Here is a 23,828-nt window from a genome sequence, read left to right as displayed (position 1 = left end):
GGCGGATCACGGTGGATCGCCGTGCGCTGCCTCAGCTGAAGCGCGGGATGACCTCGTCGGCGAACCGCTGCAGCGGCTCGTGGTCGTAGGCCACACCAGGGATGTAGGTGATGAGGTAGTCCGAACCGGCCTCGACCAGCGCCTCGACCTTCGCGGCGATCTCGTCGGCGGTGCCCACGACGTTGGCGTCGGCGAACTGCTCGTAGCTCATCCGGCCACGGGCCTTCGCGGTCGCCTTCTCGGGGTCGGCGCCGGCCTCGATCGGGAACACGTTCAGGCTGGTCGACTTGATGATCGAGTCGTAGTCGCGGCCGAGCTTGTCGCAGTGCGCCTTGAGCACCGACGCCTTGTGCTTGAACGCCTCGGGGTCACCGCCACCGATGTTGGCCGCGTCGCCGTACTTCGCGACCAGCTTCAGCGTGACCTTCTCGCCGCCGCCGCCGATCCAGAACGACGGGTGCGGCTTGCGCGCGCCCTTCGGCTCGTTGTACGGCTTGTCGATGGAGTAGTACTTGCCGTTGAAGACCGGCGCGTCCTCGGTCCACATCTTGTAGATGAGTTCGGTGGCCTCACGGAACGCACCCATCCGGTCCCGCAGCTCCGGCCACTCGTAGCCGTATGCCTTCCACTCGTGCTCGTACCACCCCGCGCCGATGCCGGCGTAGAGGCGGCCGTGGCTCGCGACGTCGACCGTGGAGGCGATCTTGGCGTACAGCGCCGGGTGGCGGTAGCCGTTGCAGCCGACCATCTGGCCCACGTTGACCCGCTGGGTGTCGCGCACCAGCGTCGAGGTGATCGTCCAGCACTCGAACGTGGTGTTCTGCGTGGGCTCGGGCACCGTGTGGAAGTGGTCGTAGACCCAGATCGAGTCCCATGGTCCCGCGTCGGCGGCCTTGGCGACGGCGGTCATCGCTTCGTACTGTTCGACCGGATCGGAGATCTCGGTCAGGTCCATCCGCCAGCCTTGGGGTACGAACACACCGAAACGCATGGTCATGCGAACTGTCCCTTCGTCGTGTCCGCTTACCGGACACCTCGCTTGGGACCCTACCGACAGCCGACGAACGATCGGTGACGTCAGTGTGGCCAGGCAGCGGGGCACGACCGGTATCGGACGCGAGGCCACCCGGCTCGGTCACCGGACCAGTGCGCACGACCACGCAGGATGACCCGACGACGACGGAACGGACACCCCTTGCCCAACTCTCAGCCCGACACGCAGCCCGACTCGCAGCCCGACTCGCAGCCCGACTCGCAGCCCGAACTTCAGGTGATCATCGCGGCGCCGACACCGTTCGGTCCCGACCGGTCGCTCGACCTCGCCGGAGTTCGCACCCTGCTGGCCCGCGTCGCGTCCTACGGCGTGGACGGGGTGCTGGTCGCCGGTACGAACGGCGAGTTCGTCGCGTTGTCCGACGCCGAACGCCTGGCCGTCGTCGAGGCCGCGCTGGAGGTCTGGCCGAACACCGATGACGTCTACGCCCATGTCGGGGCGGCGACGACCTACCAGGCCGTGGCGCTCACCCGGGCGACGGTCGGCCTCGGTGCGCGCAGACTCGCCGCGCTCACCCCCTACTACCACCCGGCCAGCCGGCAGGTGGTGCTCGACCACTTCCGTGCCGTGGCCGACGCGGCCGGCGGGGCGCCGGTGTACGCGTACCTCTTCGAAAGCCTCACCAACACCCGCGTGGACGTGGAACTCCTGGCCGAGCTGGCAACGATCCCAGGTCTGGCCGGGGTGAAGGTCAGCGGACAGCCGGTGGACGCGGTGGCCGCCTACCGCGCGGCTTTGCCCGCGGAGTTCGCGGTCTACTCCGGCGCGGACATCGACCTGGCCCGGGTCCACCGCGTCGGTGGTACGGGCGTCGTCTCGGGTGTCTCCACGGCCTTCCCCGCACCGTTCCTGGACCTGGCGGCCGCGGTGCGGGCAGGCGACGACGCGGCCGAGAAGCGCGCGCAAGCCGAGGTTGACACGGTGGTGCACGCGCTGTCCGGTGGCGTGGCGAGCCTGAAGGCCGCGCTGGACCTGCTGGGGTTGCCGGCCGGGCCGGTGCGGGTCGGCGTCGACCCGCCGTCCGCGCGGGAGTACGAGCACATCCGGCAGCTCACCGAACGGCGAGGGTCCGCGACCCGGAACCCGAGCTGACGGCCGGCGTCGAAGCTGCTGCCTCCCCAGCAAGGCGAAACGCGCCGGATGCGCTGTGGGTGCGCAGGTCCAGCACCTCGTCCACCAGGTCGGCGGGGACCGCGCGGTGGGTGACGAGGACGACCGTGCGGTCACCGGCGGCGGTGAGCAGGTCGCGGGTGAGTGCGGTGGCGTCCGGCTCCGCGAGGTGCTCGGTGGGCTCGTCGAACACGACCACCGGCGTACCGGCCAGCAGGCACCGGGCCAGCGCCAGCCGCTGGCGTTCTCCGCCGGACAAGCGTTCGCCGTGTTCGCCGACCCGGGTGTGGATGCCGGCTGGGAACGATTCCAGCCGATCCAGCAGCCGGGCCCGCTCCAGGGCCTGGCGTACGTCGGCGTCGTCGGCACCGGGCCTGGCCAGCCGGACGTTCTCGGCCAGGGTGGTGTCGAAGATGTGCGCGTCCTGGGCGCACAGGCTGACCACCGTACGCACGTCGTCGGTGGCAAACCGGCGTACGTCCACGTCGTCCAGGCTGATCCGGCCCCGGCCCGGCTCGACGAACCGCACCAGCGCCTGGGCGAGCGTGCTCTTGCCGCATCCGCTCGGCCCGACCACCGCGATCCGCCGGCCCGGTGGCAGGTCCAGGTTGACACCGGTGAACACCCACGGCGCGTCCGGCGACCAGCGCACCGCGAGGTCGTCCACCCGCAGGTGGTGCGGACCGGGCGGCAGGGGCAGCGGCCGGTCGGGTTCGGCCACCGGCTCCGGCGCCGACCGCAGCTGTGCCAGCCGGGCCAGCGCCGGACGTGCTCGCGCCGCACCGAGGGCCGCCGCCGGGATCGGGGCGAACACGTCCGCCAGCGCCAGCGGGACCAACGCCACCACGGCCAGCAGCACCGGGTCCAGCCGGCCGCTGACGACCGCGGCTATCCCCGCGGCGAGCCCCACCAAGCAGGCCGCTCCGACCGCCAGCACCAGCCCGGCCGAGCCGAGCCCGGCGCTCCAGGCCGACCTGCGCTCGGCCCGCCGAAGCCGTTCGCTACTGGCACGCACGTTGTCCAGTACCGGGCCGGTCGCGCCGTAGGCCAGCAGGTCCGGCGCCCCGTCGAGGAGTTCGGTGGTGGCGGTGGCCAGCCGGCCGCGCTCGGGAGCGACCGCACGCTCGGCCGCCCGGCCGGACCGGGCCACCAGCCACGGCACCACGACCAGGGCCAGTCCCACGCCCCCCGCGGTCGCCATCCCGGCAACCGGAAGGACCAGACCGAGGAACACCGCCGTGGCGGCCCCGGTGATTCCGGCCGCCGTCACCGGCAGAGCCACCCGCAGGATCACGTCCAGCACCGCGTCCACGTCGGCGACCAGCCGGGCGAGCAGGTCACCGGAGCGGAACGCCGCCAGCCCGCCGGGAGCCAGCCGCTCCAGCCGGCGGTAGGCGTCGGCGCGGACGGCACCCAGCAGCCGGTACGCCGAGTCGTGCGCGAGGAGTCGTTCGACGTAGCGCAGAACTCCCCGGCCGAGCCCGAACGCGCGCACGGCAACGATCGCGACCATCAGCACCAGCACCGGCGGATGCTGGGCTGCCCGGGAGATCAGCCACGCCGACGTGGCCAGCAGGGCGACGGCGCTGGCCGCCGCCGCGACACCCGCCGCCGCGGCGAGGACGAGCCGAGCCCCGGTCCGGCGAGAACTCCTGGCCACGCGGAGGCCCTCGGTCATGCGAGCTGTCCTGGTCATGCGAGCGCTCCGGCGAAGGGGCGACCGGGCCGCGAGGTGGGGGTCGGTCGCAGAGGTACCTCCACGACCCGGTCGGCAAGTGGGAGGAGCGTCGGCCGGTGCGTGACCACCACCGTGGTGACGCCGCACGTCCGCAGCCGGGCGAGTTCGGCCCGCACCTGCTCCTCGGTTCCGGGATCCAGCCCGGCGGTGGGTTCGTCCAGCAACAACAGGCAGCCACGGCCGGTCGCCAGCCGCCGCTCCACCCGGGCCAGCGCGCGGGCGAGCGCGACCCGGCGAACCTGCCCGGCGGACAGACCCGCACCGCGTTCGCCCACCGGCCGGTCGGGGTCCAGGTCAGCGGCACCGGCTCGGGCCAGGGCGGCCGTGACCTGGCTGCGGTCGGCTTCCGGGTCGCCGAGCCGGACGTTGCCGGCCACCGTGCCGGCCAGCAGGTAAGGGCGTTGGGGTACCCAGGCGACGCCTGCCCGCCAGGCCACCGGGTCGACGCGGTCCAGGTCGCACCCACCGGCGAGCAGCTGCCCGGACGCCGGGGTCACGAAGCCGAGCAGGCCGGCCAGCAAGGTGGACTTGCCCGCACCGCTCGGCCCGGTGACCGCCACCGTCTCCCCCGGCTGTACGGTCATCGTCAACCCTGCAAGGGCCGGCGCGTCACGGTCCGGATAGCGGACCTCGAGGTCGCGTACCGTCAACCGGACCTTGCCCGGGTCGATCGAGGACTCGGACGCCGGGCGATCGGGCAGCGGCGTCTCCAGCACCCGGAACGCCTCCTCCGCCGCGGCGAGCCCGTCGGCACTGGCGTGGAAGTGCGTACCCACCATCCGCAACGGGAGATAGGCCTCCGGCGCCAGCACCAGAACCAGCACGGCGGTCCGCAGGTCCAGCTCACCCTCGACCAGCCGCAGCCCGATCCCGACCGCGACCAGCGCCACCGACAGGGTGGCCAGGAGTTCGAGGACGAGTGCGGACAGGAACGCGATCCGCAGGGTGGCCAGCGACTCCCGCCGGTGCTCGTCGGACACCTCGCGCAACGCCCGTGCCTGCGCCTTCGCCCGGCCGAAGAGCTTCAGCGTGGGCAGGCCCGCGACGACGTCGGCGAAGTGGTGCGCCAGCACCGCCAGCGCCCGCCACCGTCGCCTGGTCTGAGCTCGGGTGGCCAGCCCCACCAGGACCATGAAGACCGGGATCAGCGGCAGCGTGAGCGCCACGATCACCGCGGACAGCGGGTCGGCGGTGAACAGGCACACCACGACGGCGGCCGGGACGATGGTGGCAAGGACGAGTTGCGGCAGGTAACGCGCGAAGTAGCCGTCCAGCGCGTCCAGGCCGGACGTCACCAGCGTGGTCAGTGCGGCCCGGCGCTCGGTGCCCAGCCAGGACGGGCCGAGCTCGGCGACATGCTCGGTGATCCGCTGACGCAAGGACGCCTTGACAGCGGCCGACGACCGCTGGGCGGCCACCTCCTGTCCCCAGGCGAGCCCGGCGCGGGCCGTGACGACCAGCCCCAGCAGGGCAAGCGCCCATCCGTACCCCGTCGTCTCCCCCGCTCCTGCACGCCCACCGGAAGCACCGTCGAACACCCCGCTGATCACGTCGGCCAGCAAGGTGGCCTGGGCGATCACCAGGCCGGCGGTCACCGCACCGAACCCGGCGGTCAGCCCGACGTACACCGCACTCGCCCGGGCGTACCGCAGAAGCCGCGGGTCGAGCGGCCGCACCGTCGACGCCGCGCTCATCCGGCCACCCGCTTGCGGAAGACCCAGTACGACCAACCCTGGTAGGCGAGTACGGCCGGCAGGATCACCAGCCCGGCGATGGTGAGGATGCGTAGCCCGTACGCCGGTGAGGCCTCGGTGAGCACCGTCAGGTCGTGCGCCCGGCCGAGGGTGGACGGCATCAGCGTCGGGAACGCCGAGCAGAAGACCGCCACCACCGTGGCACCGACCGCTGCCGTGGTGCCGGCGAACGCCCAGCCGTCGTGGCGCAACAGGACCCCGGCAACCACGCCCAGACCCGCCACCGCGCCAACCAGGTCGACCCACCCGGACAGCCCGCCGGCGGGACTCGCTCGCAGCGCGGTCCACAGCCAGAATCCGCCGCCGAGCAGTACGGCCGGAACACTCGCCACCGCGAGCGCCCGGCTCGCACGGGCACGCAGTTCGCCGGTCGTACGCAGCCGCAGGAACGCCGCACCATGCAGCAGGCACAGCGCGAGCAACGCGCACCCACCCAGCAGGGCGTACGGATGCAGCAGCGCGCCGAAGCCGCCGACGAGTACGCCGCGCCCGTCCAGTGGCAGGCCGCGGGCCGCGCCGGCCAGCGCGACGCCCCACGCCAACGGCGGCAGGGCCGAGCCGACCGCGACACCCAGGTCGCACCGGCGGCGCCACCGGTCGCCGTCGTGCTTGCCGCGAAACTCCAGCGCGACACCACGCAGGATCAGCGCGACCAGGATCGCCACCAGCGGGAGGTAGTAGACGCTCGTCAGGGTCGCGTACCACCCCGGGAACGCCGCGAACATCGCGCCGCCGGCCACCACCAGCCACACCTCGTTGCCGTCCCAGACCGGCGCGATGGTGGACAGCAGCCTGCTGCGCTCGGCATCGTCGCGGCCGAGCACGCGGGCGAGCACACCGACTCCGAAGTCGAAGCCCTCCAGGACGAAGTAGAGCGTCCAGAAGAAGACGATCAACCCGAACCACAGCGTCGGCAGGTCCATCGTTGCTCTCCCTTTCGTCAGTAGGCGAAGGTGATCGGGCGGTCTGCCCCGTCGGCGTCCCGGTCGGCCCGGTCGCCGGGGTCACGTCCGGGCGGTGCGGGCTCCGCGTCGTCACCGTCGTCGGGCGGCAGGTCGGGCACCTGCCGGGCGACCCGGCGCAACAGGCCGAGTTCCACCACCGCGAGCACGCCGTACACGACGGTGAAGGCGGCCAGCGACACTGCCACCTGCCAGGCGGCGGTTCCCGGCGAGGCCCCGTCCGCGGTCTGGAACAGCCCGTACGCAAGCCACGGTTGACGGCCGCCCTCGGTGAACAGCCAGCCGAAGCTGTTGGCCAGCAGCGGCAGGAACGGCACTGTCAGCGCGACCCGGGGCACCCAGCGGTTGGCGAGCAACCCCGGCTTGCGCAGCACCAGCAGCCCGACCAGGGCGAGAAACGCCGCGAGCAGACCGAAGCCGATCATCAGCCGGAAGCTCCAGTAGGTCACCGGCACGTTCGGCACGTAGTCGCCGGGCCCGAACGCCGCGACCGCCTTCTCCTGCAGCTGGTTGACGCCCTCCACCTTGCCGGTGAAGCTACCGGTGGCCAGGAACGACAGCAGATCGGGAAACCGGAAGCTCCACAGCTCCCGCCGCCCGTCCGCCGTTCCCAGGGTCAGCAGCGAGAACCCCGCGGGCTGCTCGGTGTCGAACAGCCCCTCGGCCGCGGCCACCTTCATCGGCTGCAGCTGGGTCATCAGCTTCATCATCAGGTCGCCGGTGACGACCACGCCCAGGGCCGCGACGACCACCACGCCCGACCCCACCTTGGCCGCGGTGCGAAACGCCACCCTGGCGGCCTCGGTCGCGTGCGAGCGGGCCAGGTGCCAGAACGCCACACCGGCGACCAGTGCGCCGCCGGTGAGCAGGCACGCGGCCGCGGTGTGCAGACCGGCCTCGATCGCGACCGGGTTCGTCAGCAGGGCGGTGAAGTCGGTGAGCTCTGCCCGTCCGGTCGCCGGGTCGATCCGGTAGCCGACGGGATGCTGCATCCAGGCGTTGACGCTCAGGATGACGTACGCCGAGATCTGGGTGCCGATGGCGACCAGCCAGATGCAGCCGAGATGCACCACCCGCGGCAGCCGGTCCCAGCCGAACACCCACAGGCCGAGGAACGTCGACTCCAGGAAGAAGGCGAGCAGTCCCTCGATGGCCAGCGGTACGCCGAAGATGTCGCCGACGAACCGCGAGTAGGCACTCCAGTTCATCCCGAACTGGAACTCCTGGATCAGCCCGGTCACGATGCCGACCGCGAAGTTGATGATGAAGATCTTGCCGAAGAACTTCGTCAACGTGAGGTAGCGCCGCGCTCTCGTGACGAACCACGCCGTCTGCAGGCCGGCCACGATCGCCGACAGCCCGATCGACAGCGGAACGAAGAGGAAGTGGTAGACGGTGGTGATGCCGAACTGCCACCGCGCGAGGTCGACTGCACCCATGCCTGAATACTACTTCTTGTAGTACGACAGAGCGTCGTAACCTTGCTCACACCGGGCCGGCGTGGTCGCGCGAAGTGTCGTGCCCTACCCGGGGCCCCTACCCGAGGCCCTGCCGGAGGTCGCGGGGACGGGACGGAACGCCCAGGCCAGCTTCGGCTCGACCGCCCACCGGGTCGCGGCGCGCACCGGCGGAAGGGACAGCAGCCCGGCGAGCACCACGCCGGCCGCCGCGGCGACCAGTACGCCGACATTGGTGTGCAGCGCGGGGTGGTCGTACCACCCGAGATAGTCGGCCACCTTCACCGGCACGCCGTGCAGGAGATAGATGTACAGCGTGATCGCGCCCAGCGCGGTGAACCACGTCTTCCTCGTGGGCACCAGCGCGAGGAACGCGGCGGACAGGACCGTCGCGCTCACCAGCATCCCGACCCGCATGGCCGTACCGGTGAGGTTGTCCACCCCGAGGTACTCGTTGCTGCGCCGCCAGAAGACCCACTCCACGCTCATCCGGGTCTGCGCCCAGTAGGCCACCACCAGGCCGCCGGCCAGCACCGGTACGGCCAGGATCCGCACCCAACGCCGCCGCAGGTAGCCGAAATGCTCCGGTTTCAGCATCATCCCCAGCACGAAGAACGGCAGCAGGCTGAGGATCCGGCCGGTTTCCAGTACGCCCGGAAGCTCCTGCAGCCCGGCAGCCAGCGAGATCAGCACCGCCACCGCCAGCGGCCAGCGGATCCGCAGCCAGACCGGCGTCGACAGCCGCCAGGCGAACAACGCGAGCAGGAACCACACCAGGAAGTACGGGTCGAGCAAGGTCGGGTTGACATCATGCCCGCCCACGAACCGGCTCAGCGCCATGTACACGATCTGGAAGAGGACGTACGGCGCCAGCAACTGCGTGACGAGCTTGCGGGCCTTGTTCTTCGAGTACGGGAACCGCCGGGAGAAGTAGCCGGACACGATGATGAACACCGGCATGTGGAACATGTACAGGAAGAGGTAGAGCGCCCGGCCCGACGGCACGTCACGCAGCGCCTCCATCGCGTGACCGGCGACCACCAGCACGATGGCGATGTACTTCGCGTTGTCGAAGAACGGGTCGCGGGTCTTCGCCACCCGCCCGGTGACCTCGGGCCCGGTGGTCTCGGTGGTCTCGGTGGCGGCACTCTCCGTGGTCACGGCGTCCGAGGCGGCACCGTCCCTCGCGCCATTGTGCCGGGCGTCACCGTCGAAGGACGGCCTCACCGGGTCGGACGAGGGGGTTCCGGGCTCAGCGGCAGATGTCACCACCGGCGGGACGATACCTACCGGCCCGGCGGCGGCCAAACCGACGACGGGCCGATGACGGGCCGATGACGGGTTCGGCAGCCTGCCGAACGCCTACCGCGTGATCGAAGCCACAGCACCCCGCACCCACCGACACCGACCGAGTACGACACAGCGTCGTAGAATCGCGACATGGCGCGGTTGGGAAACCTCGAACGCGAGGTCATGGAACACGTCTGGTCAGCTACGGAGCCGGTCACAGTGCGCGAGGTCCACGAGGCGCTCGCGGTCGAACGTGACCTGGCCTACACCACGGTGATGACGGTCCTGGACCGGCTGGCGAAGAAGGGTGTCGTAATCCGGGTGCGCGACGGCCGCGCCTATCGCTACCAGGCGGCCGCGGGCCAGGACCAGCTGGTCGCCGACCTGATGCGCGAGGCGCTCGACGGGGCCAGCGGGGCGACCCGGGCCGCCGCTCTCGTCCGGTTCGTCGACCAGGCGTCCCCGGAGGAGGCGGCCGCCCTGCGCGAGGCCCTCGCCGAGGTGGACGCGACCGCCGCCCGGCCCCGCCGACGGACTCCCCGGAGCTGACCATGACGCCGGTCGTCCTCGGTGCGCTGGCGCTGCTTCTCACCTGGCCGGTGCCCGAACTCCTCGGCCGCGCCACGTGGCCTTCACTGGTCCCCCGCGCCGCGCTGGTGCTGTGGCAGGCGCTGGCGCTGGCCGCCGTACTCGCCGCTCTCGGCGCCGGCCTGAGCCTGGGCACCGACGTCCTGCTGCGGCCAGGCCAGGGAGCGGCGCAGACCACCCTCCAACTCGCGGTCACCCTGCTCACCGTCGTGGTCGCGGTCCGGCTGGCGTGGGCGAGCCTGCTGGTCGCGGTCCACACCCGTGCCCGGCGCCGCCGCCACCGGATGGTGGTCGACCTGGTGGGAACACCCGGCGAGCGGCTGCACCCCGCGCGGCCGGACTCCGCCCGCCTGCAAGGTGAGGAACTCGGCATCCGGGTGCTCGCCGAGAGCAGGCCGTTCGCATACTGCCTGCCGGGGATGCGGTGCTCCCGCGTCGTGGTGTCCTCCGGCGCACTGGACCAGCTCGCCCCCGAGGAGCTGGACGCTGTCCTCGCGCACGAACGCGCGCATCTGCGAGCTCGCCACGACCTGGTGCTCGAGGCGTTCACCGCGCTGCGGCAGGCGTTCCCGCGCTGGGTACGCAGCCGCACGGCGTTCGAACGCGCACACCTGCTGGTGGAGATGCTCGCCGACGACGCCGCCCGGCGCCGGGTCGGGGCTCCCCCGGTCGCCCGCGCCCTGGTGACGCTGGCGTCCACCCCGGCCGCACCGGCCGGCGGGCTGGCCGCCGGTGGCACCGGAACCCTCGCCCGGGTACGCCGGCTGGCACAGCCCGGCGAACCCCACCGGGCCCTCGCGACCGCCACCTACCTCGCGGCGGCCGCGCTGGTGGTGGTGCCCACGCTCACCCTGGCCGTGCCGTGGCTCGCGCGGTTGGTCGAACACCTGGCCTGAGGTCAGGGTCTGTCCTGGCCGGCGCGGTATGTCAGGCCGCGTCCTCGTACTGCCCGTTCAGGCCGGGGCGGTCCGGATGGAGCAGATGACCGTCCTGGTAGTCGTTGGTGTCCTCTTCGGGCGTGGGTGTGCTCGGGGTGCGGGCAAAGACCGCGACGAGCGCCATGACCACCAGCGCGAGCGTCGTGATCGCCAGCAGCGAGCCGATGAGAGCAATCACATTGTGAGAGTCCCCTCCGCCGGTCCGACGAAAACGCTTCCGCCCGACGGAAATCTGCTGGAGGTACGACGGAATTCTCGCGAGATCCCTTGCCCGCTTGGCGAATCGGGTCGTCTGCCCGGCTTGCACCACTCGTGCGGGCGCCGGATCCCTGTCAGAGAAGGGGAAACCCGGCATCCGGGATCAGACCACCGTCGGCACACGCGTTCGTCGCCGTACGGAACCAAAGCCTCGAACGAGTTCCGCCGGTCAGGTCAGGTCAGCTCAGGTCGAGCCTGGCCAGGTCAGGAACGTCAGGAACGTCAGGTCAGGGCGCGTGCGAGCGCGTCGGCGCAAGCTCGGGTTGACAGTGGCCCGCCGAAGAACCACGTCCTCTCGCCGAGCCGGTGCACCCTCTTCTCGGCAACGAACGCGAGCCCCTGCCAGTCCGGCCCGTCGGCCATGGCGCCGGTGAAGATGTCGTTCTGGCGGTCGGCCAGGTAGAGGAAGTCCGCCGCGGACACCTGCCCGAGGTCCGCGGGGCCGACGGTGGACAGGCCGTACTGGTCCGGTTCGCCCCGCCAGGCGTTCTGCAGGCCGAGCCTGCCCAGCAGGTCCCCGGCCAGCGAGGTCCGCCCGAACATCCGGATCGTCGGTACGCCCTCCAGGGAGTAGCCCTGGGCGAGCGCCACCGGCAGGTTCGCCGCACCCGCGGCGGCCAGCTTCGACCGATCCCGCGCGATCGCGTCGTCCAGCCCGCGCAGCACCCAGGCGGCCAGGTCGGTACGGTCGACCGCCCGGGCCACCGCGGCGAACGTCGTCCGCATCTCCGTCCAGGCGGACATGTCGGGGCGGTACGGGTCGAACACCAGCACCGGCGCGATCCGGCGCATCTGCGCCACAAGCGCGTTGGTCTCGTCCTTGCCGACGAGGATGAGGTCGGGCCGCAGGGCGCGCACCACCGTCGGATCAGGCTGCTGGCGCGGCCCGACCTCGGCGGTGGTGCGGTCCAGCCGGGGACCGCCGCCGACCCAGGCCGCGTAGCCGGCCTTGTCCGCCACGCCGACCGGCCGGACCCCGACGGCCAGCAGGTCCTCGACGTACGTCCAGTCCAGCGCCACCACCCGGCGGGCCGGCGCCCGCAGCCGCACCGCACCGTTCACGTCGGTGACGGTCACCGGTTTCGGCAGAGCAGCCCGGGCACGCGCGGCCGCGGAAGCCGGGCTCGCCGAGGCGGTCACGGATGCGCTCGGGGAGATGGAAGTGCTCGGGGACGCCGAGGCGCTCGCGGACGGCGAGGCGCTCTGGGCCGGCGAACCTCCGCCGGAGCAGGCCACCAGTCCGGCGGCGAGGAGCACGCAGACCACGAGAGCGCACACACGTCGTACGGACACCGCGGTTCGCCTCTCTCGGTGGTGGGGCGTCCTCCGGACGCTTACCCACCGCGGGCCCCGGCATGTCCCGAGCGGATCCTAGGCGGACTCCGCCTCGCGGATCCGCTGGCTGATCACCGCCGACACGCCGTCGCCGCGCATCGACACGCCGTACAGCGCGTCCGCGACCTCCATCGTGCGCTTCTGGTGGGTGACGACGAGCAGCTGGCTGTTCTCCCGCAGCTCCTCGTAGATCTCCAGCAGCCGGCCGAGGTTGGTGTCGTCCAGCGCCGCCTCCACCTCGTCGAGGAGGTAGAACGGGCTGGGCCGGGCCTTGAACAAGGCGACCAGGAACGCCACCGCGACCAGCGAGCGTTCGCCACCGGACAGCAGCGAGAGGCGCTTGACCTTCTTGCCCGGCGGGCGGGCCTCGACCTCGATGCCGGTGGTGAGCATGTCGTCGGGGTTGGTCAGGACGAGCCGCCCGTCACCGCCCGGGAAGAGCCGGTCGAACACCTGCTCGAACTGCTTCTCCACGTCGCGGTAGGCGGCGGTGAACACCTGCTCGACCCGCTCGTCGACCTCCCGGACGATCTCCATCAGGTCCTTGCGGGTGGCGCGGAGATCCTCCAGCTGGCGGGACAGGAACGTGTGGCGCTCCTCCATCGCCGCGAACTCCTCCAGGGCGAGCGGGTTGACCTTCCCCAGCAGGTTCAGCTGACGCTCGGCTGCCTTGAGCCGCTTGGTCTGCTCGGCCCGGTCGTAGGGCCGCGGCTCGCCCTCCGCCTCCTCACCCGGCGCGGGCTGGGACGGTGGTACGGGAACCTCCGGGCCGTACTCGCGGGCGAGCGTCTCCGGGTCGACGCCCAGCTCCTCCACGGCGCGGGTCTCCAGCTGCTCGATCCGCATCCGCTGCTCGGCCCGGGCCATCTCGTCGCGGTGCACCGAGTCGGTCAGCTCGTCCAGCTCACCGGCCAGGGCGCGGACCTTCTGCCGGACGGTGTTGATCTGCGCCTCGCGGGCGGTGCGGGCCTGTTCGGCCTCCTGCCGCTCCCGCCCGGCCGCGGCCAGCGAGCCGTCCAGGCGGGCGAGGACCTGGCGTACGGCGGAAAGGACGGCGGCGGCGACCTCCGCCTCACGGGCGCGGCGTTCCCGGCGTACCCGGGCGCGTTCGCGGGCCGCGCGCTCCTCGCGGGCCGCCCGCTCCAGGGAGTCGGCCCGGCCGGACATCGCCCGGCCGCGTTCCTCGGCGGTACGCAGCCCGAGCCGGGCCTCCATCTCGCGCTGGCGGCCGTCGCGGCACACCTCGGCGAGCCGGTCGCGCTCGTCGGTGGACGGCTCCTCGTCGGGGCTGTCCTCGGCGGTGGACAGCCGCTCCTGCAGCTCGCCCAGGCCGCTCTGGTCGCGGACGACCGCCTGCCGGGCCTCCTCGATGGCGGTGCCGAGGCGCTCGGCCTCCGCCTGCGCCGACCGTGCCGCCGAGCCCAGCTGGCCCAGGCGTTCGGCGACGGCGGCGAGCTCGGCGTCGGACTCGTGCAGCCGGTTGAGCGCCTGCTCCGCACCGGCCGCGGCGGCCTTGCGGCGCTCCTCCGCCTCGGCGCGTTCGGCGCGCAGGCGTTCGGCCCGGGTGCTCGCCTCGCGCAACCGCTCGGCGGCGTCGTCGACGGCGGCCTGGACCTCCAGCAGGCTGGGCTGGGCGGCCGAACCGCCGTACGCGGTGTGTGCGCCCAGCAGGTCGCCCTCGCGGGTCACGGCCATCACGTCCGGCTGGTCGGTGACCAGCGCCCGGGCGGCGGCGAGGTCGTCGACCACGGCGACCCTGGCCAGCAGCCGGACCAGCGCGGGCAGTACCTCGGCCGGGGCGCTGGCCACGTCGACGGCGTAGCGGGCGCCCGGAGGCAGCGCGGGCCAGTCCGACGGAGCACCCTCGGCGCCCGGGCCGGCACCGCCGACCAGCAGCCCCGCCCGGCCAAGGTCCTCGGTACGCAGGTGGTGCAGCGCGGCCACGGCCGAGTCGACCGACTCCACCGCCACCGCGTCGGCGGCCCGGCCCAGCGCGCCGGCGACGGCCGCCTCGTAGCCCGGCTCCACCGACAGCAGGGCGGCGACCGAGCCGAGCTGGCCGGACACGCGTTCGGTGGCGGCGAGCAGCTCGGCGGCGCCGTCCTTGCGGGCCAGCCCCAGCTCCAGTGCCTCCTTGCGGGCGGCCAGCGCGGCGCGCTCGCGTTCGGCCTCCTCCTGGTCCTGGCGCAGCGTCACCAGCTGTTCCTCGAGCGCCTCCAGGGCGCCCTGGGCGGACTCGTACTGCGCGTCCAGGCCGCGTTCGCCGGCGTCCAGGCTCGCCACCTGGCTCTCCACCGCGACGAACTCCTCCTGCGCCTGCTCCGCGCGGTCGCTCGCCTCGGCCCGGGCGGCGGTGAGGCGCTCCACCTCGGCCTCGCGGGCCTCCAGCCGGCTGCGCACGGAGTTGACCTGGCCGGTGAGCCGGGCCAGCCCCTCGCGCCGGTCGGCGGCGGCGCGGGACAGCGCGGCGATCCGGCGTTCCTCCTCCGCCAGCGCGCGCTCGGAGGCCTGCCGGTGCCCGACCGCCTGGTCCAGCGCCTCGCGGTGGGACTCGGTCTCGGCGGCGATCGCCTCCTCCTCGGCCCGCACCCGGCGCGCCTCCTCGTCCAGCTGGTCGGGGTCGCGGCCGGGGCGTTCCTCCTCCCGCGCCTCGGCGAGATGGCGGCTGCGCTCGACGGCCAGTCCGGCGGTGCCGCCCAGCCGCTCCTTGAGGCTGGACAGGCGGTACCACGTCTCCTGTGCCCGGGCCACCCGCGGCGCGTCGGCCCGCAGGCTCTCCTCCAGCTCGGTCTCCTGCGCCTGGACGACACTCAGTTCGCGCTCCACGACGGCGCGGCGCTCGCGGACGGCGGACTCGTCGGCCACCTCCTGGGCCAGCGTGGTGGTGAGCTGGACGAGATCGTCGGCGAGCAGCCGCAACCGGGCGTCGCGGGCGTCGGCCTGGATCACCGCCGCCTTGCGGGCGGCCTCGGCCTGCTTGCCCAGCGGCCGCAGCGCACGCCGGATCTCGGTCAGGAGGTCCTGCAGGCGGGTGAGGTTTCCCTCGGTGGAGTCCAGCTTGCGGAGCGCCTTCTCCTTGCGCTTGCGGTGCTTGAGGACACCCGCCGCCTCCTCCACGAAGCCGCGCCGGTCCTCCGGGGTCGCGTGCAGGATGGAGTCGAGCCGGCCCTGTCCGACGATGACGTGCATCTCCCGGCCGATACCGGAGTCGGAGAGGAGTTCCTGGACGTCGAGGAGCCGGGACGTACGGCCGTTGATGCTGTACTCCGAGCCACCGTTGCGGAACATCATCCGGCTGATGGTGACCTCGGCGTAGTCGATCGGCAGGGCGCCGTCGCTGTTGTCGATGGTGAGGATCACCTCGGCCCGGCCCAGCGGGGCCCGCCCGGACGTGCCGGCGAAGATGACGTCCTCCATCTTGCCGCCGCGCAGGCTCTTGACCCCCTGCTCACCCATCACCCAGGCGATCGCGTCGACGACGTTGCTCTTGCCCGAGCCGTTCGGGCCGACCACACAGGTGATGCCCGGCTCGAAGTGCAGGGTCGTCGAGGACGCGAACGACTTGAACCCACGGAGCGTCAGGCTCTTGAGGTACAACGCGCGCTCTCCTCGGTGCTTCCGGGGCCGGCCGGGACTCGATGGTCCGGGGCGCCGGCCTGGGCGTGGTCTGGGCACTGGTCCGGGTGCGGGGGCACGACCCTACGCGGGCCGGTGCGGACCTGTGCCCGACGATACCGGGGGTGAGCGCCGGAGCCGCTCGCGACGCGGCGGGGAAAACGCCCTCCGAAACGTTCCGGGCACAACAAAACGGGACGCCTCAGATGAGGCGTCCCGTTCCATCTCGGTCTTTCGAGGCTGGTCCACTCAGTGAGACCGGATCTCCCTCAGGTCAACGCGGGCTCGTGCCGGGCGTCGATGGTGAGCAGTTGGTCTTCGTGCACCACTGCGGAGAGGGAGTCGTTTTCTGCCTGAAGACGCGTCACATGCGCCTCCAGCTCCGATACTCGCTTTTGCAGACGTCGCACCTCGGAGACCAGACGGGGGTCGGGGCCACCGACGTGGCCGAGGAGCGCTTTCGCCATAGGGGGTCCTCCACGCTGAGTGACCTGAGGTTTTGGTCGCTACATCGCAGCACTCATGTGGGGCAGGGAGTGCGGCGGTGTTTCTAGAGTCTCACCACAGCGCCATGCCGTCAAGGTGACCGCACCACGACCCACCGTAGTCAAGTGATCGCACTCCCCACTTGTCCGGCAATATCGCCACCGGAACGCGAGATGGACGAAGCGACACCTCGATATTCGGAACGACTCAGATCCCTTGTACACAAGGGAAAACGTCCGTTCAGCTCGCCGTGCGTAGTTGTCCGACGTACGTCGAAAACGTTTGCCAACGTGGTAGAAGTCACCATCGACCGCGACGCGGACGAGGCTGACACCTCGGGCAGGTGAACGATGACCGATTCATGAAGGGATCCCGCCGCACGGCGTTTCCGCAACGTTCACACGGCTCGTCTTCCCTGCCGTACACCGAAAGCGAACGCGCGAAGTAACCACTTTCGCCGTTGACGTTGATGTACAGACTGTCGAACGACGTTCCGCCGGCGGCCAGAGCGGCGTTCATCACGTTGCGGACCTCTGTCAACAGCGTCCGCGCCTCGGTCCGCCGCAACGTGTCGGTGGCCCGGGCGTAGTGCAGCCGGGCCCGCCACAACGCCTCGTCGGCGTAGATGTTGCCCACCCCGGAAATCAGCCGCTGGTCGAGCAAGGCGCGCTTGACACCGGTACGACGGCGGCGCAGCGCGGCCACGAACTCGTCGTCGTCGAACGCGGGATCGATCGGGTCCCGGGCGATGTGCGCGATCTCGGCCGGCAGTTCGGCGCCGCCGGGACTGATCGACAGGCCACCGAACATCCGCTGGTCGACGAACCGCAGCTCCCAGGTCGGCTGGTCGGTGAACGTGAACCGGACCCGCAGATGGGGTTCGTCGGGGTGTTCGGTGGGTACGACGACGAACTGGCCGCTCATCCCCAGATGGGCGAGAAGGGCGTCACCGCTGTCCAGCGGCAACCACAGATACTTTCCGCGCCGCCGGGCTCCCACGACGCGGTGCCCGGCCAACTGGTCGGCGAAGTCCTGCGGGCCGGCCAGGTGGCGGCGGACCGGGCGGGGATGACCGACCACGACCGTGGCGATTGCATGCCCGACGACCAGCTTCTCGATGCCCGCACGGACGACCTCGACCTCGGGCAACTCCGGCATGCCCGGTCCCCTCGCTCAGGCCGGGGCCGCACCCGCGGCACCGCCGGTGGACCGGTCGGCGGAACCACCGACCTGCTGGCCGGCCGAGCCGTCGGTGCTCTCGCCCAGCATGGTGCGGATCGCCGTCCAGGCCGCCTCGGCGGCCTGCTGCTCGGCTTCCTTCTTGCTGCGGCCGGTGCCGACGCCGTGGTCGGTGCCACCGACAACGACGTGGGCGGTGAACACCTTCTCGTGGTCGGGGCCGCGCTCCTCCACGACGTACTCCGGCACGCCCAGCGAGGCACGTGCCGTGAGCTCCTGCAGGCTGGTCTTCCAGTCCAGACCCGCGCCCAGCCGGGCCGACGCCTCCAGCAGCGGGTCGAACAACCGGTGCACGAACTCCTGCGACAGCGGGAACCCGCCGGCGAGGTAGACCGCACCGATGACCGCCTCGACCGCGTCGCCGAGGATCGACGACTTGTCCCGGCCGCCGGTGGTCTCCTCACCGCGGCCGAGACGGAGGTACTTGCCCAGGTCCAGTCGCCGGGCGACGTCGGCGAGCGCCCGCATGTTGACCACCGCCGCCCGCAGCTTCGCGAGCTGCCCCTCGGACAGGTCGGGATGCGTGCGGAACAACGCGTCGGTGATCACCAGGCCGAGCACCGCGTCGCCCAGGAACTCCAGGCGCTCGTTGGTCGGCAGGCCGCCGTTTTCGTAGGCGTACGACCGGTGTGTCAGCGCGCGTTCGAGCAACGCGTCGTCAAGCACCAGCCCGAGCTTGGCGTTCAGCTCGGCGTACGCCACTGTCCCCCCGAGGCGATCCACTGACTCAGACCGAAACTCAGACGTCGAGAACCTGGCGGCGCCCGGCGCGAGGACCGTACTGGCCACACTGCGGGCACGCACGGTGCGGCAGGTGCGAGGACCGGCACGCGGGGTTGGCACAGATGACCAGCTGCGGGGCCGACGCCTTCCACTGCGCCCGCCGGCTGCGGGTGTTGCTCCGCGAAACCCTCCGCTTGGGAACGGCCACGCCACTACTCCTTTACATCGGGCCGTCGGGGCGAACCCGCGACCTCGTCCGTGTCGTTCTGGTCGTCCGGCACGATCGTGGCCAACGCCGCCCATCGAGGGTCGATCGCCGCCTCGTGCTGGTGGTCAGGGTCGTCTGCCAGGCGCGCGCCGCACTGCGGACACAGCCCCGGGCAGTCGTCACTGCACACCGGTTGGTACGGCAACGCGAGCACAACCGCGTCACGCACCACCGGCTCGAGGTCGAGCAGGTCGCCCTCGAGCCGACTGGCCTCGTCGTCCTCGATCTCGCTCTCCGGGAAGGCGTACAACTCCTGGAAGTCGACGTCGAGCGGTTGCTCGAGCGGCTCCAGGCAGCGCACGCACTCACCGGTCAGCAGCACCCGCGCCGTGCCTGACGCGAGCACCCCCTCCATCACCGACTCCAGCCGCAGAGCGAGCTCGATGTCGGTGCCTTCGGGAACGCCGAGGACGTCGATGCCGAGTCCAGCCGGTGCGGGCACCGAACGCCGGAGCTTACGTTGTGCCCCCGGGCGGCGGCCGAGCTCGCGAGTGTCGAACACGAGCGGCGCCTGAGGGTCGACGGTGCTCAAGGCGTCCTTGCTTTCTGTGTCGCAGGGCTGGATTCGGCCTCGATCGAGACCGGCTATCGAGAGTACCCGAGGGGCTGCGGTGCACTCAACGCGGCCCGGTCGCTCGCTCCCCGTGTCCGTTCGTGGAGCGTACGGGACACCGGACGCCGACCCGGGCGAACCCGGGCACATGCGGACCCACCACCCGAAACCGGCGGGTCAGCCGCCGGGTCACTCTCCGGGCAGGGGCGGTCCGTCCGGGTCGCCGCCGGCGAAGGTGTCGTCCAGGCTGCTGCGGTCGCGCAGGCGTTCCCTGCCGCGGGTCACCGAGTCCAGGGTCCTGCGCAGGGACTCCTCGAACTTCCCGAGCTTGGTCTCGACGTACTCGTCGACCTCCGCCGGCGACTTCGGGCCGCCGCCCCGGCCGGCGTTCGGGCCGCGGCTGCGCAGCTCCTCCCGGCCGCGGGACACCGAGGTCAGCGTCTTCTGCAGGGCGATCTCGAAGCCCGCCAGCTTGCCGTCCACGTAGTCGTCGACCTCACGGCGCAGCCCGTCGGCCTCCTCCTGAGCCTTGGAGGTGAGCTCGTCGGCGGCGGTGCGGGCCTCGCGATGGATGTCTGTGCGTTCGACGAGCTCGGCGCGCTGGCGGCGGGCCTCCTCGACCAGCCGGTCGGCCTCGGCCCGCCCTCCGGCGACGACCGCGTCCCGATCGGCGGCCACCTTGCGAGCCGTCTCGAACTCCTGCGGCAACATCCGCTGCGCCTCGTCGAACCCGGCGAGCAACTCGGTCCGGTTGACCAGGCACGACGCGGACAGCGGCACCGACCGGGCGCTCTGCACCATCCGGCGGAGCTCGTCGAGCTTGTGCTGCACGTCCACGATCTGTCCTTTCCGAATGCGGCCCCTTGCCGAGTCGGCCGAGGTTGTCACGACGTCGTCCCCGGGCCGGCCGGGCCGGTTAGGCCGGGGTGTCATCGAGCCGTGCGGTGAGCCGGCTCAGGACGTGCTCGGGCACCAGACCCGAGACGTCGCCACCGTACGTCGCGACCTCCTTGACCAGACTCGACGACAGGAAAGAGTACTCGGGGCTGGTCGGTACGAAGACGGTCTCGACACCGGTGAGGCGAAGGTTCATCTGCGCCATCTGCAGCTCGTAGTCGAAGTCGCCGACCGCCCGCAGCCCCTTCACGATCGCCTGGATGCCGTGCTCGCGGCAGAAGTCGACCAGCAGCCCGTCGAACGTCGCGACGCGTACCTCGGCGAGGTCCTTGGTGACCTCACGGATCAGCTCGACCCGCTCGTCCACGCTGAACAGCCCCGCCTTGCGCGGGTTGGCACCGACCGCGACCACCAGGTCGTCGAAGAGCCGAGCCGCGCGCACGATGATGTCCAGGTGACCGTTGGTCACCGGATCGAACGACCCCGGACACACCGCGCGGTGCACTGGCGCCTCCCCTGCCCTGTTGCGGTCCTGTCGTACTGCCCTGCTGCGAGTCCCTGCTGCGCTGTCCTGTCGACCGCGCGCCGGTCACCATCGGTGAGGGGTGTTACCCCTCGATGGTGCCCTCCCCACCCGCGGCGTGACCGTACCAAAGAGCCGTGTCGCCGTACTTCCGCATGCGGTCGGCGGTGAAGCCGGGAGGCCACGGGAACTCCGCCGACCGCGCGGACCGCTCGACCACGACCACCGCGTCAGGGGCCAGCCAGCCGTTGCCGGCGAGGCCGCGCAGGACGGCGGCCACGGAGGCGTCGGGCAGGGAGTACGGCGGGTCGACGTAGACCACGTCGAAGCCGCCCGGCTGCGGTGGCGGGCCGCCGACGACGCGCTCGACCCGGCCGGCCAGCAGGTTGCCGCCGGGCAGGCCCACCGTGCGGAGGTTGTCCCGGATCACCCCGACGGCCCGGCGGGCCACCTCGACCAGCACGACGGCGGACGCACCGCGCGAGAGCGCCTCGATCCCGACGGCGCCGCTGCCGGCGTACAGGTCGAGGAACCGCAGGCCCTCCAGTGAGCCCAGCTCGGAGCTGAGCGAGGCGAACAGCGACTCGCGTACGCGGTCCGAGGTCGGCCGGGTGTCCTTCCCGTCGGGCACGCTCAGCCGGCGCCCGCGGGCCTCTCCTGCGACGATGCGGCTCATCGCCGCCATCCTCTCGCACGCGGGGCGGGGCGCCGGGATCAGGCCGCCACCCGGGGAGCCGGGCCGTCCGGTGAGGCCGGGTCGTCAGGCGCGGGGCTCAGGTCTTCTCGAGGTAGTCGGCCCGGTCGTCGTCGTACAGCGCCGCCACCGCCACCGCCAGCGCGGGCTCACCGCGCAGGCCGGGGTCGGCGCCGACCACCTCCGCGGCGTCCGTGCGGGCCTGGGCGATCACCTTCTCGTCCCGGATCACCGCGAGCATCCGCAGGCTCGACCGGCGCCCGGACTGGTCGGCGCCGAGGACGTCACCCTCCCGGCGGTGTTCGAGGTCGATCCGGCTGAGCTCGAACCCGTCGGTTGTCGAGGCCACCGCGTCCATCCGGGCCCGTGCCGGTGACCCCTCGGCGGCACCGGTCACCAGCAGGCACAACCCGGGATGGCCGCCGCGGCCGACCCGGCCCCGCAACTGGTGCAGCTGGGACACCCCGAACCAGTCGGCGTCCATCACCACCATCGTGGAGGCGTTGGGTACGTCGACACCGACCTCGATCACCGTGGTCGCGACGAGGACGTCGATCTCGCCCGCGGCGAACCTGAGCATCACCGCGTCCTTGGCGTCGGAGGCCAGCCGGCCGTGCAGCAGGTCGACCCGCAACCCGGCGAGCGGCTCGTCGGCCAACTCGGCGGCGAGTGCGACCACCGCCGTCATCTCCCGCGAGCCCTCTGCCTCGACGTCGGCCGGGAGGTCGGAGGTGTCGGCGTCCTCGCCGCCGGGCTTGTCGTCGCCGTCGTCGCCGATCCGCGGGCAGACGACGTACACCTGCCGTCCGGCGTCGACCTCCTGGCGCACCCGGCGCCACACGTGGTCGATCCAGTCGGGCTTCTCCGCCAGCGGAACGACGTTGGTCTGGATCGGCGCACGTCCGCTCGGCAGCTCGCTGAGGGTGGAGACCTCCAGGTCGCCGAACACGGTCATGGCGACCGTGCGCGGGATCGGGGTGGCCGTCATCACCAGCACGTGTGGAGGGACGCCGCCGGCCTTGCCGGTGAGCGCGGCCCGCTGCTCGACGCCGAACCGGTGCTGCTCGTCGACCACCACCAGCCCGAGGTCGGCGAACTGCACCTTGTCCTCCAGCAGGGCGTGGGTGCCCACGACCAGACCCGCCTCGCCGGAGGCGGACTCGAGGAGCGCCTTGCGCCGGGCCGCGATGCCCTGCCCGCCGGTCAGCAGCGCCACCCGGGTGCCGTCCTCGGCGCCTCCGATGAAGCCGCGCTCGGCGAGCGGGCCGAGCAGGGCGGTGATCGAACGGTAGTGCTGCTGGGCGAGCACCTCGGTGGGCGCGAGCAGCGCCGCCTGGCCACCGGCGTCGACCACGGTGAGCATCGCCCGCAGCGCGCAGACCGTCTTGCCGCTGCCCACCTCGCCCTGCAGGAGCCGCTGCATCGGGTGGTCGCGGGCCAGGTCGGCCGCGATGTCGTCACCCACCGAGCGCTGGCCGTCGGTGAGCGCGAACGGCAGCCTGGCCTCGAACGCGGCGAGCAGGCCGCCCTCGCCGGCGACCCGGGGACGCGCGGCCAGCTCGCGGGCGGCCGACCGGCGGCGGGCCAGCTCGGTCTGCAGGACGAACGCCTCCTCGAACCGGAATCGCTCGCGGGCGGCCTGGACGTCGGCGAAGGACTCGGGCCGGTGCACGGCCTCGAACGCCTCCCGCAGCCCGAGCAGGCCCCGGCGCTGCCGTACCGGCGCGGGAATCGGGTCGGGCACCTCGCCCAAGGCGTCCAGCACCGTGCGCACGACCCGGGCGATGCTCCAGGTCGCGGCCTTCGCGGTGGAGGGGTAGATGGGCATCAGCGCACCGGCGAACTCCTCGACGATCGAGTCGGCGTCGGCGTCGTCCCGCCGGCCGAACAGCACGAAGTGCGGGTGGGTGAGCTGCTTGGTGTCGCGGTAGGAGTCGATCTTGCCGGCGAAGAGCCCGCGCATGCCCTGCTGCAGCTGGTTGGCCCGCCACTTCTGGTTGAAGAACGTCAGCTTCAGCTCGCCGTGGCCGTCGGTCACCACGACCTCGAGGAGGTTTCCCCGGCGGTTGCGCATCGCCCGGGTCTTGACCGACTTGATCTCCGCCTGCACGGTGACTTCCTCACCGACCCTGAGGGAGCGGATGTCGGTGAGCTCGCCACGCTGGACGTAGCGCCGGGGGTAATGTCGCAGCAGGTCGCCGAGGGTCACCAGCTCCAGCCGATCGCGCATCGCCTTGAGCAGCTCGGCCTTCGCGAACCCCGACAACGGCATGCCCAGATCGGCCTCCGCGGGAAGCCGCAGGAGCTTTGCCATCACACCTCCACGGTCGTTGCCGTCGAGGCTAG

The 23,828-nt window shown here is 72.0% G+C and carries 21 protein-coding genes; 3 read left to right on the top strand and 18 right to left on the bottom strand.

The features are described 5' to 3' along the window. Positions 1–31: 31 nt before the first annotated feature. Positions 32–997 carry an LLM class F420-dependent oxidoreductase gene (locus F4554_RS09825; protein WP_179787096.1) on the bottom strand — a complete coding sequence of 322 codons (966 nt, stop codon included), beginning with the start codon at positions 995–997 and terminating at the stop codon, positions 32–34. Between the two features lie 198 nt (positions 998–1,195). Between F4554_RS09825 and F4554_RS09820 the strand changes: the two genes are divergently transcribed. Continuing rightward, on the top strand, positions 1,196–2,146 hold the full coding sequence (locus F4554_RS09820) for a dihydrodipicolinate synthase family protein (RefSeq protein ID WP_179787095.1): 951 nt from the start codon (positions 1,196–1,198) through the stop codon (positions 2,144–2,146). Here F4554_RS09820 and cydC read toward each other — a convergent pair. The 5 genes from cydC to F4554_RS09795 form a co-directional block, all read right to left on the bottom strand. After that, the gene (gene cydC, locus F4554_RS09815) at positions 2,106–3,842 is read right to left on the bottom strand and encodes a thiol reductant ABC exporter subunit CydC (protein WP_179787094.1); all 1,737 of its coding nucleotides are present in this window, start codon (positions 3,840–3,842) and stop codon (positions 2,106–2,108) included. The genes F4554_RS09820 and cydC overlap by 41 nt on opposite strands. Positions 3,843–3,856: 14 nt before the next feature. Further along, complete coding sequence (cydD, locus tag F4554_RS09810; protein WP_202889230.1) at positions 3,857–5,596, bottom strand: thiol reductant ABC exporter subunit CydD; 1,740 nt, start codon at positions 5,594–5,596, stop codon at positions 3,857–3,859. Next, complete coding sequence (gene cydB, locus F4554_RS09805; RefSeq protein ID WP_179787093.1) at positions 5,593–6,579, bottom strand: cytochrome d ubiquinol oxidase subunit II; 987 nt, start codon at positions 6,577–6,579, stop codon at positions 5,593–5,595. The genes cydD and cydB overlap by 4 nt, the downstream gene beginning before the upstream one ends. A 17-nt stretch (positions 6,580–6,596) precedes the next feature. Beyond that, positions 6,597–8,057 carry a cytochrome ubiquinol oxidase subunit I gene (locus F4554_RS09800; RefSeq protein WP_179787092.1) on the bottom strand — a complete coding sequence of 487 codons (1,461 nt, stop codon included), beginning with the start codon at positions 8,055–8,057 and terminating at the stop codon, positions 6,597–6,599. A gap of 84 nt (positions 8,058–8,141) precedes the next feature. Then, complete coding sequence (locus tag F4554_RS09795; RefSeq protein ID WP_179787091.1) at positions 8,142–9,236, bottom strand: acyltransferase family protein; 1,095 nt, start codon at positions 9,234–9,236, stop codon at positions 8,142–8,144. Between the two features lie 279 nt (positions 9,237–9,515). Here F4554_RS09795 and F4554_RS09790 point away from each other — a divergent pair, with 279 nt between their 5' ends. Together F4554_RS09790 and F4554_RS09785 are read left to right on the top strand one after the other, a co-directional pair. Then, the gene (locus F4554_RS09790; RefSeq protein WP_179787090.1) at positions 9,516–9,914 is read left to right on the top strand and encodes a BlaI/MecI/CopY family transcriptional regulator; all 399 of its coding nucleotides are present in this window, start codon (positions 9,516–9,518) and stop codon (positions 9,912–9,914) included. Positions 9,915–9,916: 2 nt separating this feature from the next. Beyond that, complete coding sequence (locus tag F4554_RS09785; RefSeq protein ID WP_179787089.1) at positions 9,917–10,849, top strand: M56 family metallopeptidase; 933 nt, start codon at positions 9,917–9,919, stop codon at positions 10,847–10,849. A 31-nt stretch (positions 10,850–10,880) separates the two neighbouring features. On the opposite strand, the gene F4554_RS09780 is transcribed toward F4554_RS09785, so the two are convergent. From F4554_RS09780 to recG, 12 genes are all read right to left on the bottom strand, one after another. Continuing rightward, on the bottom strand, positions 10,881–11,069 hold the full coding sequence (locus F4554_RS09780) for a hypothetical protein (protein ID WP_179787088.1): 189 nt from the start codon (positions 11,067–11,069) through the stop codon (positions 10,881–10,883). Positions 11,070–11,371: 302 nt separating this feature from the next. Next, the gene (locus tag F4554_RS09775; protein ID WP_179787087.1) at positions 11,372–12,442 is read right to left on the bottom strand and encodes an ABC transporter substrate-binding protein; all 1,071 of its coding nucleotides are present in this window, start codon (positions 12,440–12,442) and stop codon (positions 11,372–11,374) included. Positions 12,443–12,520: 78 nt separating this feature from the next. Beyond that, complete coding sequence (smc, locus tag F4554_RS09770) at positions 12,521–16,081, bottom strand: chromosome segregation protein SMC (RefSeq protein WP_179787086.1); 3,561 nt, start codon at positions 16,079–16,081, stop codon at positions 12,521–12,523. 287 nt (positions 16,082–16,368) lie between these two features. Then, complete coding sequence (locus tag F4554_RS09765) at positions 16,369–16,566, bottom strand: hypothetical protein (protein ID WP_179787085.1); 198 nt, start codon at positions 16,564–16,566, stop codon at positions 16,369–16,371. 319 nt (positions 16,567–16,885) lie between these two features. Beyond that, a complete protein-coding gene (gene mutM / locus F4554_RS09760) occupies positions 16,886–17,743 on the bottom strand; it encodes a bifunctional DNA-formamidopyrimidine glycosylase/DNA-(apurinic or apyrimidinic site) lyase (RefSeq protein ID WP_179787084.1) in 858 nt (285 codons plus the stop codon). A gap of 15 nt (positions 17,744–17,758) precedes the next feature. Beyond that, on the bottom strand, positions 17,759–18,547 hold the full coding sequence (gene rnc / locus F4554_RS09755; RefSeq protein WP_179787083.1) for a ribonuclease III: 789 nt from the start codon (positions 18,545–18,547) through the stop codon (positions 17,759–17,761). Positions 18,548–18,563: 16 nt separating this feature from the next. After that, positions 18,564–18,755 carry a 50S ribosomal protein L32 gene (gene rpmF, locus F4554_RS09750; RefSeq protein ID WP_179787082.1) on the bottom strand — a complete coding sequence of 64 codons (192 nt, stop codon included), beginning with the start codon at positions 18,753–18,755 and terminating at the stop codon, positions 18,564–18,566. A gap of 4 nt (positions 18,756–18,759) precedes the next feature. Further along, positions 18,760–19,317: a YceD family protein gene (locus tag F4554_RS09745; RefSeq protein WP_337796296.1), complete on the bottom strand. Its 558-nt coding sequence runs from the start codon at positions 19,315–19,317 to the stop codon at positions 18,760–18,762. Between the two features lie 240 nt (positions 19,318–19,557). Next, on the bottom strand, positions 19,558–20,205 hold the full coding sequence (locus tag F4554_RS09740; RefSeq protein ID WP_179787080.1) for a hypothetical protein: 648 nt from the start codon (positions 20,203–20,205) through the stop codon (positions 19,558–19,560). A 79-nt stretch (positions 20,206–20,284) separates the two neighbouring features. Next, positions 20,285–20,770 (bottom strand): pantetheine-phosphate adenylyltransferase, encoded by a 486-nt coding sequence (gene coaD, locus F4554_RS09735; protein WP_179787079.1) that lies wholly within the window; start codon positions 20,768–20,770, stop codon positions 20,285–20,287. Between the two features lie 103 nt (positions 20,771–20,873). Continuing rightward, entirely contained in the window at positions 20,874–21,464 is a 591-nt protein-coding gene (rsmD, locus tag F4554_RS09730; RefSeq protein ID WP_179787078.1) for a 16S rRNA (guanine(966)-N(2))-methyltransferase RsmD, read from the bottom strand. Positions 21,465–21,561: 97 nt separating this feature from the next. Continuing rightward, complete coding sequence (gene recG, locus F4554_RS09725) at positions 21,562–23,796, bottom strand: ATP-dependent DNA helicase RecG (RefSeq protein ID WP_202889228.1); 2,235 nt, start codon at positions 23,794–23,796, stop codon at positions 21,562–21,564. Positions 23,797–23,828 lie beyond the last annotated feature (32 nt).

Origin of the sequence: Actinopolymorpha rutila (genome assembly GCF_013407855.1) — a bacterium.
Classification (GTDB): domain Bacteria; phylum Actinomycetota; class Actinomycetes; order Propionibacteriales; family Actinopolymorphaceae; genus Actinopolymorpha; species Actinopolymorpha rutila.
Note: the sequence above shows the minus strand (reverse complement) of the source record. Positions and strands in the feature narration are given on the sequence as shown.

Coding starts and splice junctions, on each gene's coding strand:
- F4554_RS09825 (WP_179787096.1), bottom strand. CDS start 997: ATGACCATGCGTTTCGGTGTGTTCGTACCCCAAGGCTGGCGGATGGAC.
- cydC (WP_179787094.1), bottom strand. CDS start 3,842: ATGACCGAGGGCCTCCGCGTGGCCAGGAGTTCTCGCCGGACCGGGGCT.
- cydD (WP_202889230.1), bottom strand. CDS start 5,596: ATGAGCGCGGCGTCGACGGTGCGGCCGCTCGACCCGCGGCTTCTGCGG.
- cydB (WP_179787093.1), bottom strand. CDS start 6,579: ATGGACCTGCCGACGCTGTGGTTCGGGTTGATCGTCTTCTTCTGGACG.
- F4554_RS09800 (WP_179787092.1), bottom strand. CDS start 8,057: ATGGGTGCAGTCGACCTCGCGCGGTGGCAGTTCGGCATCACCACCGTC.
- F4554_RS09790 (WP_179787090.1), top strand. CDS start 9,516: ATGGCGCGGTTGGGAAACCTCGAACGCGAGGTCATGGAACACGTCTGG.
- F4554_RS09785 (WP_179787089.1), top strand. CDS start 9,917: ATGACGCCGGTCGTCCTCGGTGCGCTGGCGCTGCTTCTCACCTGGCCG.
- F4554_RS09765 (WP_179787085.1), bottom strand. CDS start 16,566: ATGGCGAAAGCGCTCCTCGGCCACGTCGGTGGCCCCGACCCCCGTCTG.
- mutM (WP_179787084.1), bottom strand. CDS start 17,743: ATGCCGGAGTTGCCCGAGGTCGAGGTCGTCCGTGCGGGCATCGAGAAG.
- rsmD (WP_179787078.1), bottom strand. CDS start 21,464: ATGAGCCGCATCGTCGCAGGAGAGGCCCGCGGGCGCCGGCTGAGCGTG.
- recG (WP_202889228.1), bottom strand. CDS start 23,796: ATGGCAAAGCTCCTGCGGCTTCCCGCGGAGGCCGATCTGGGCATGCCG.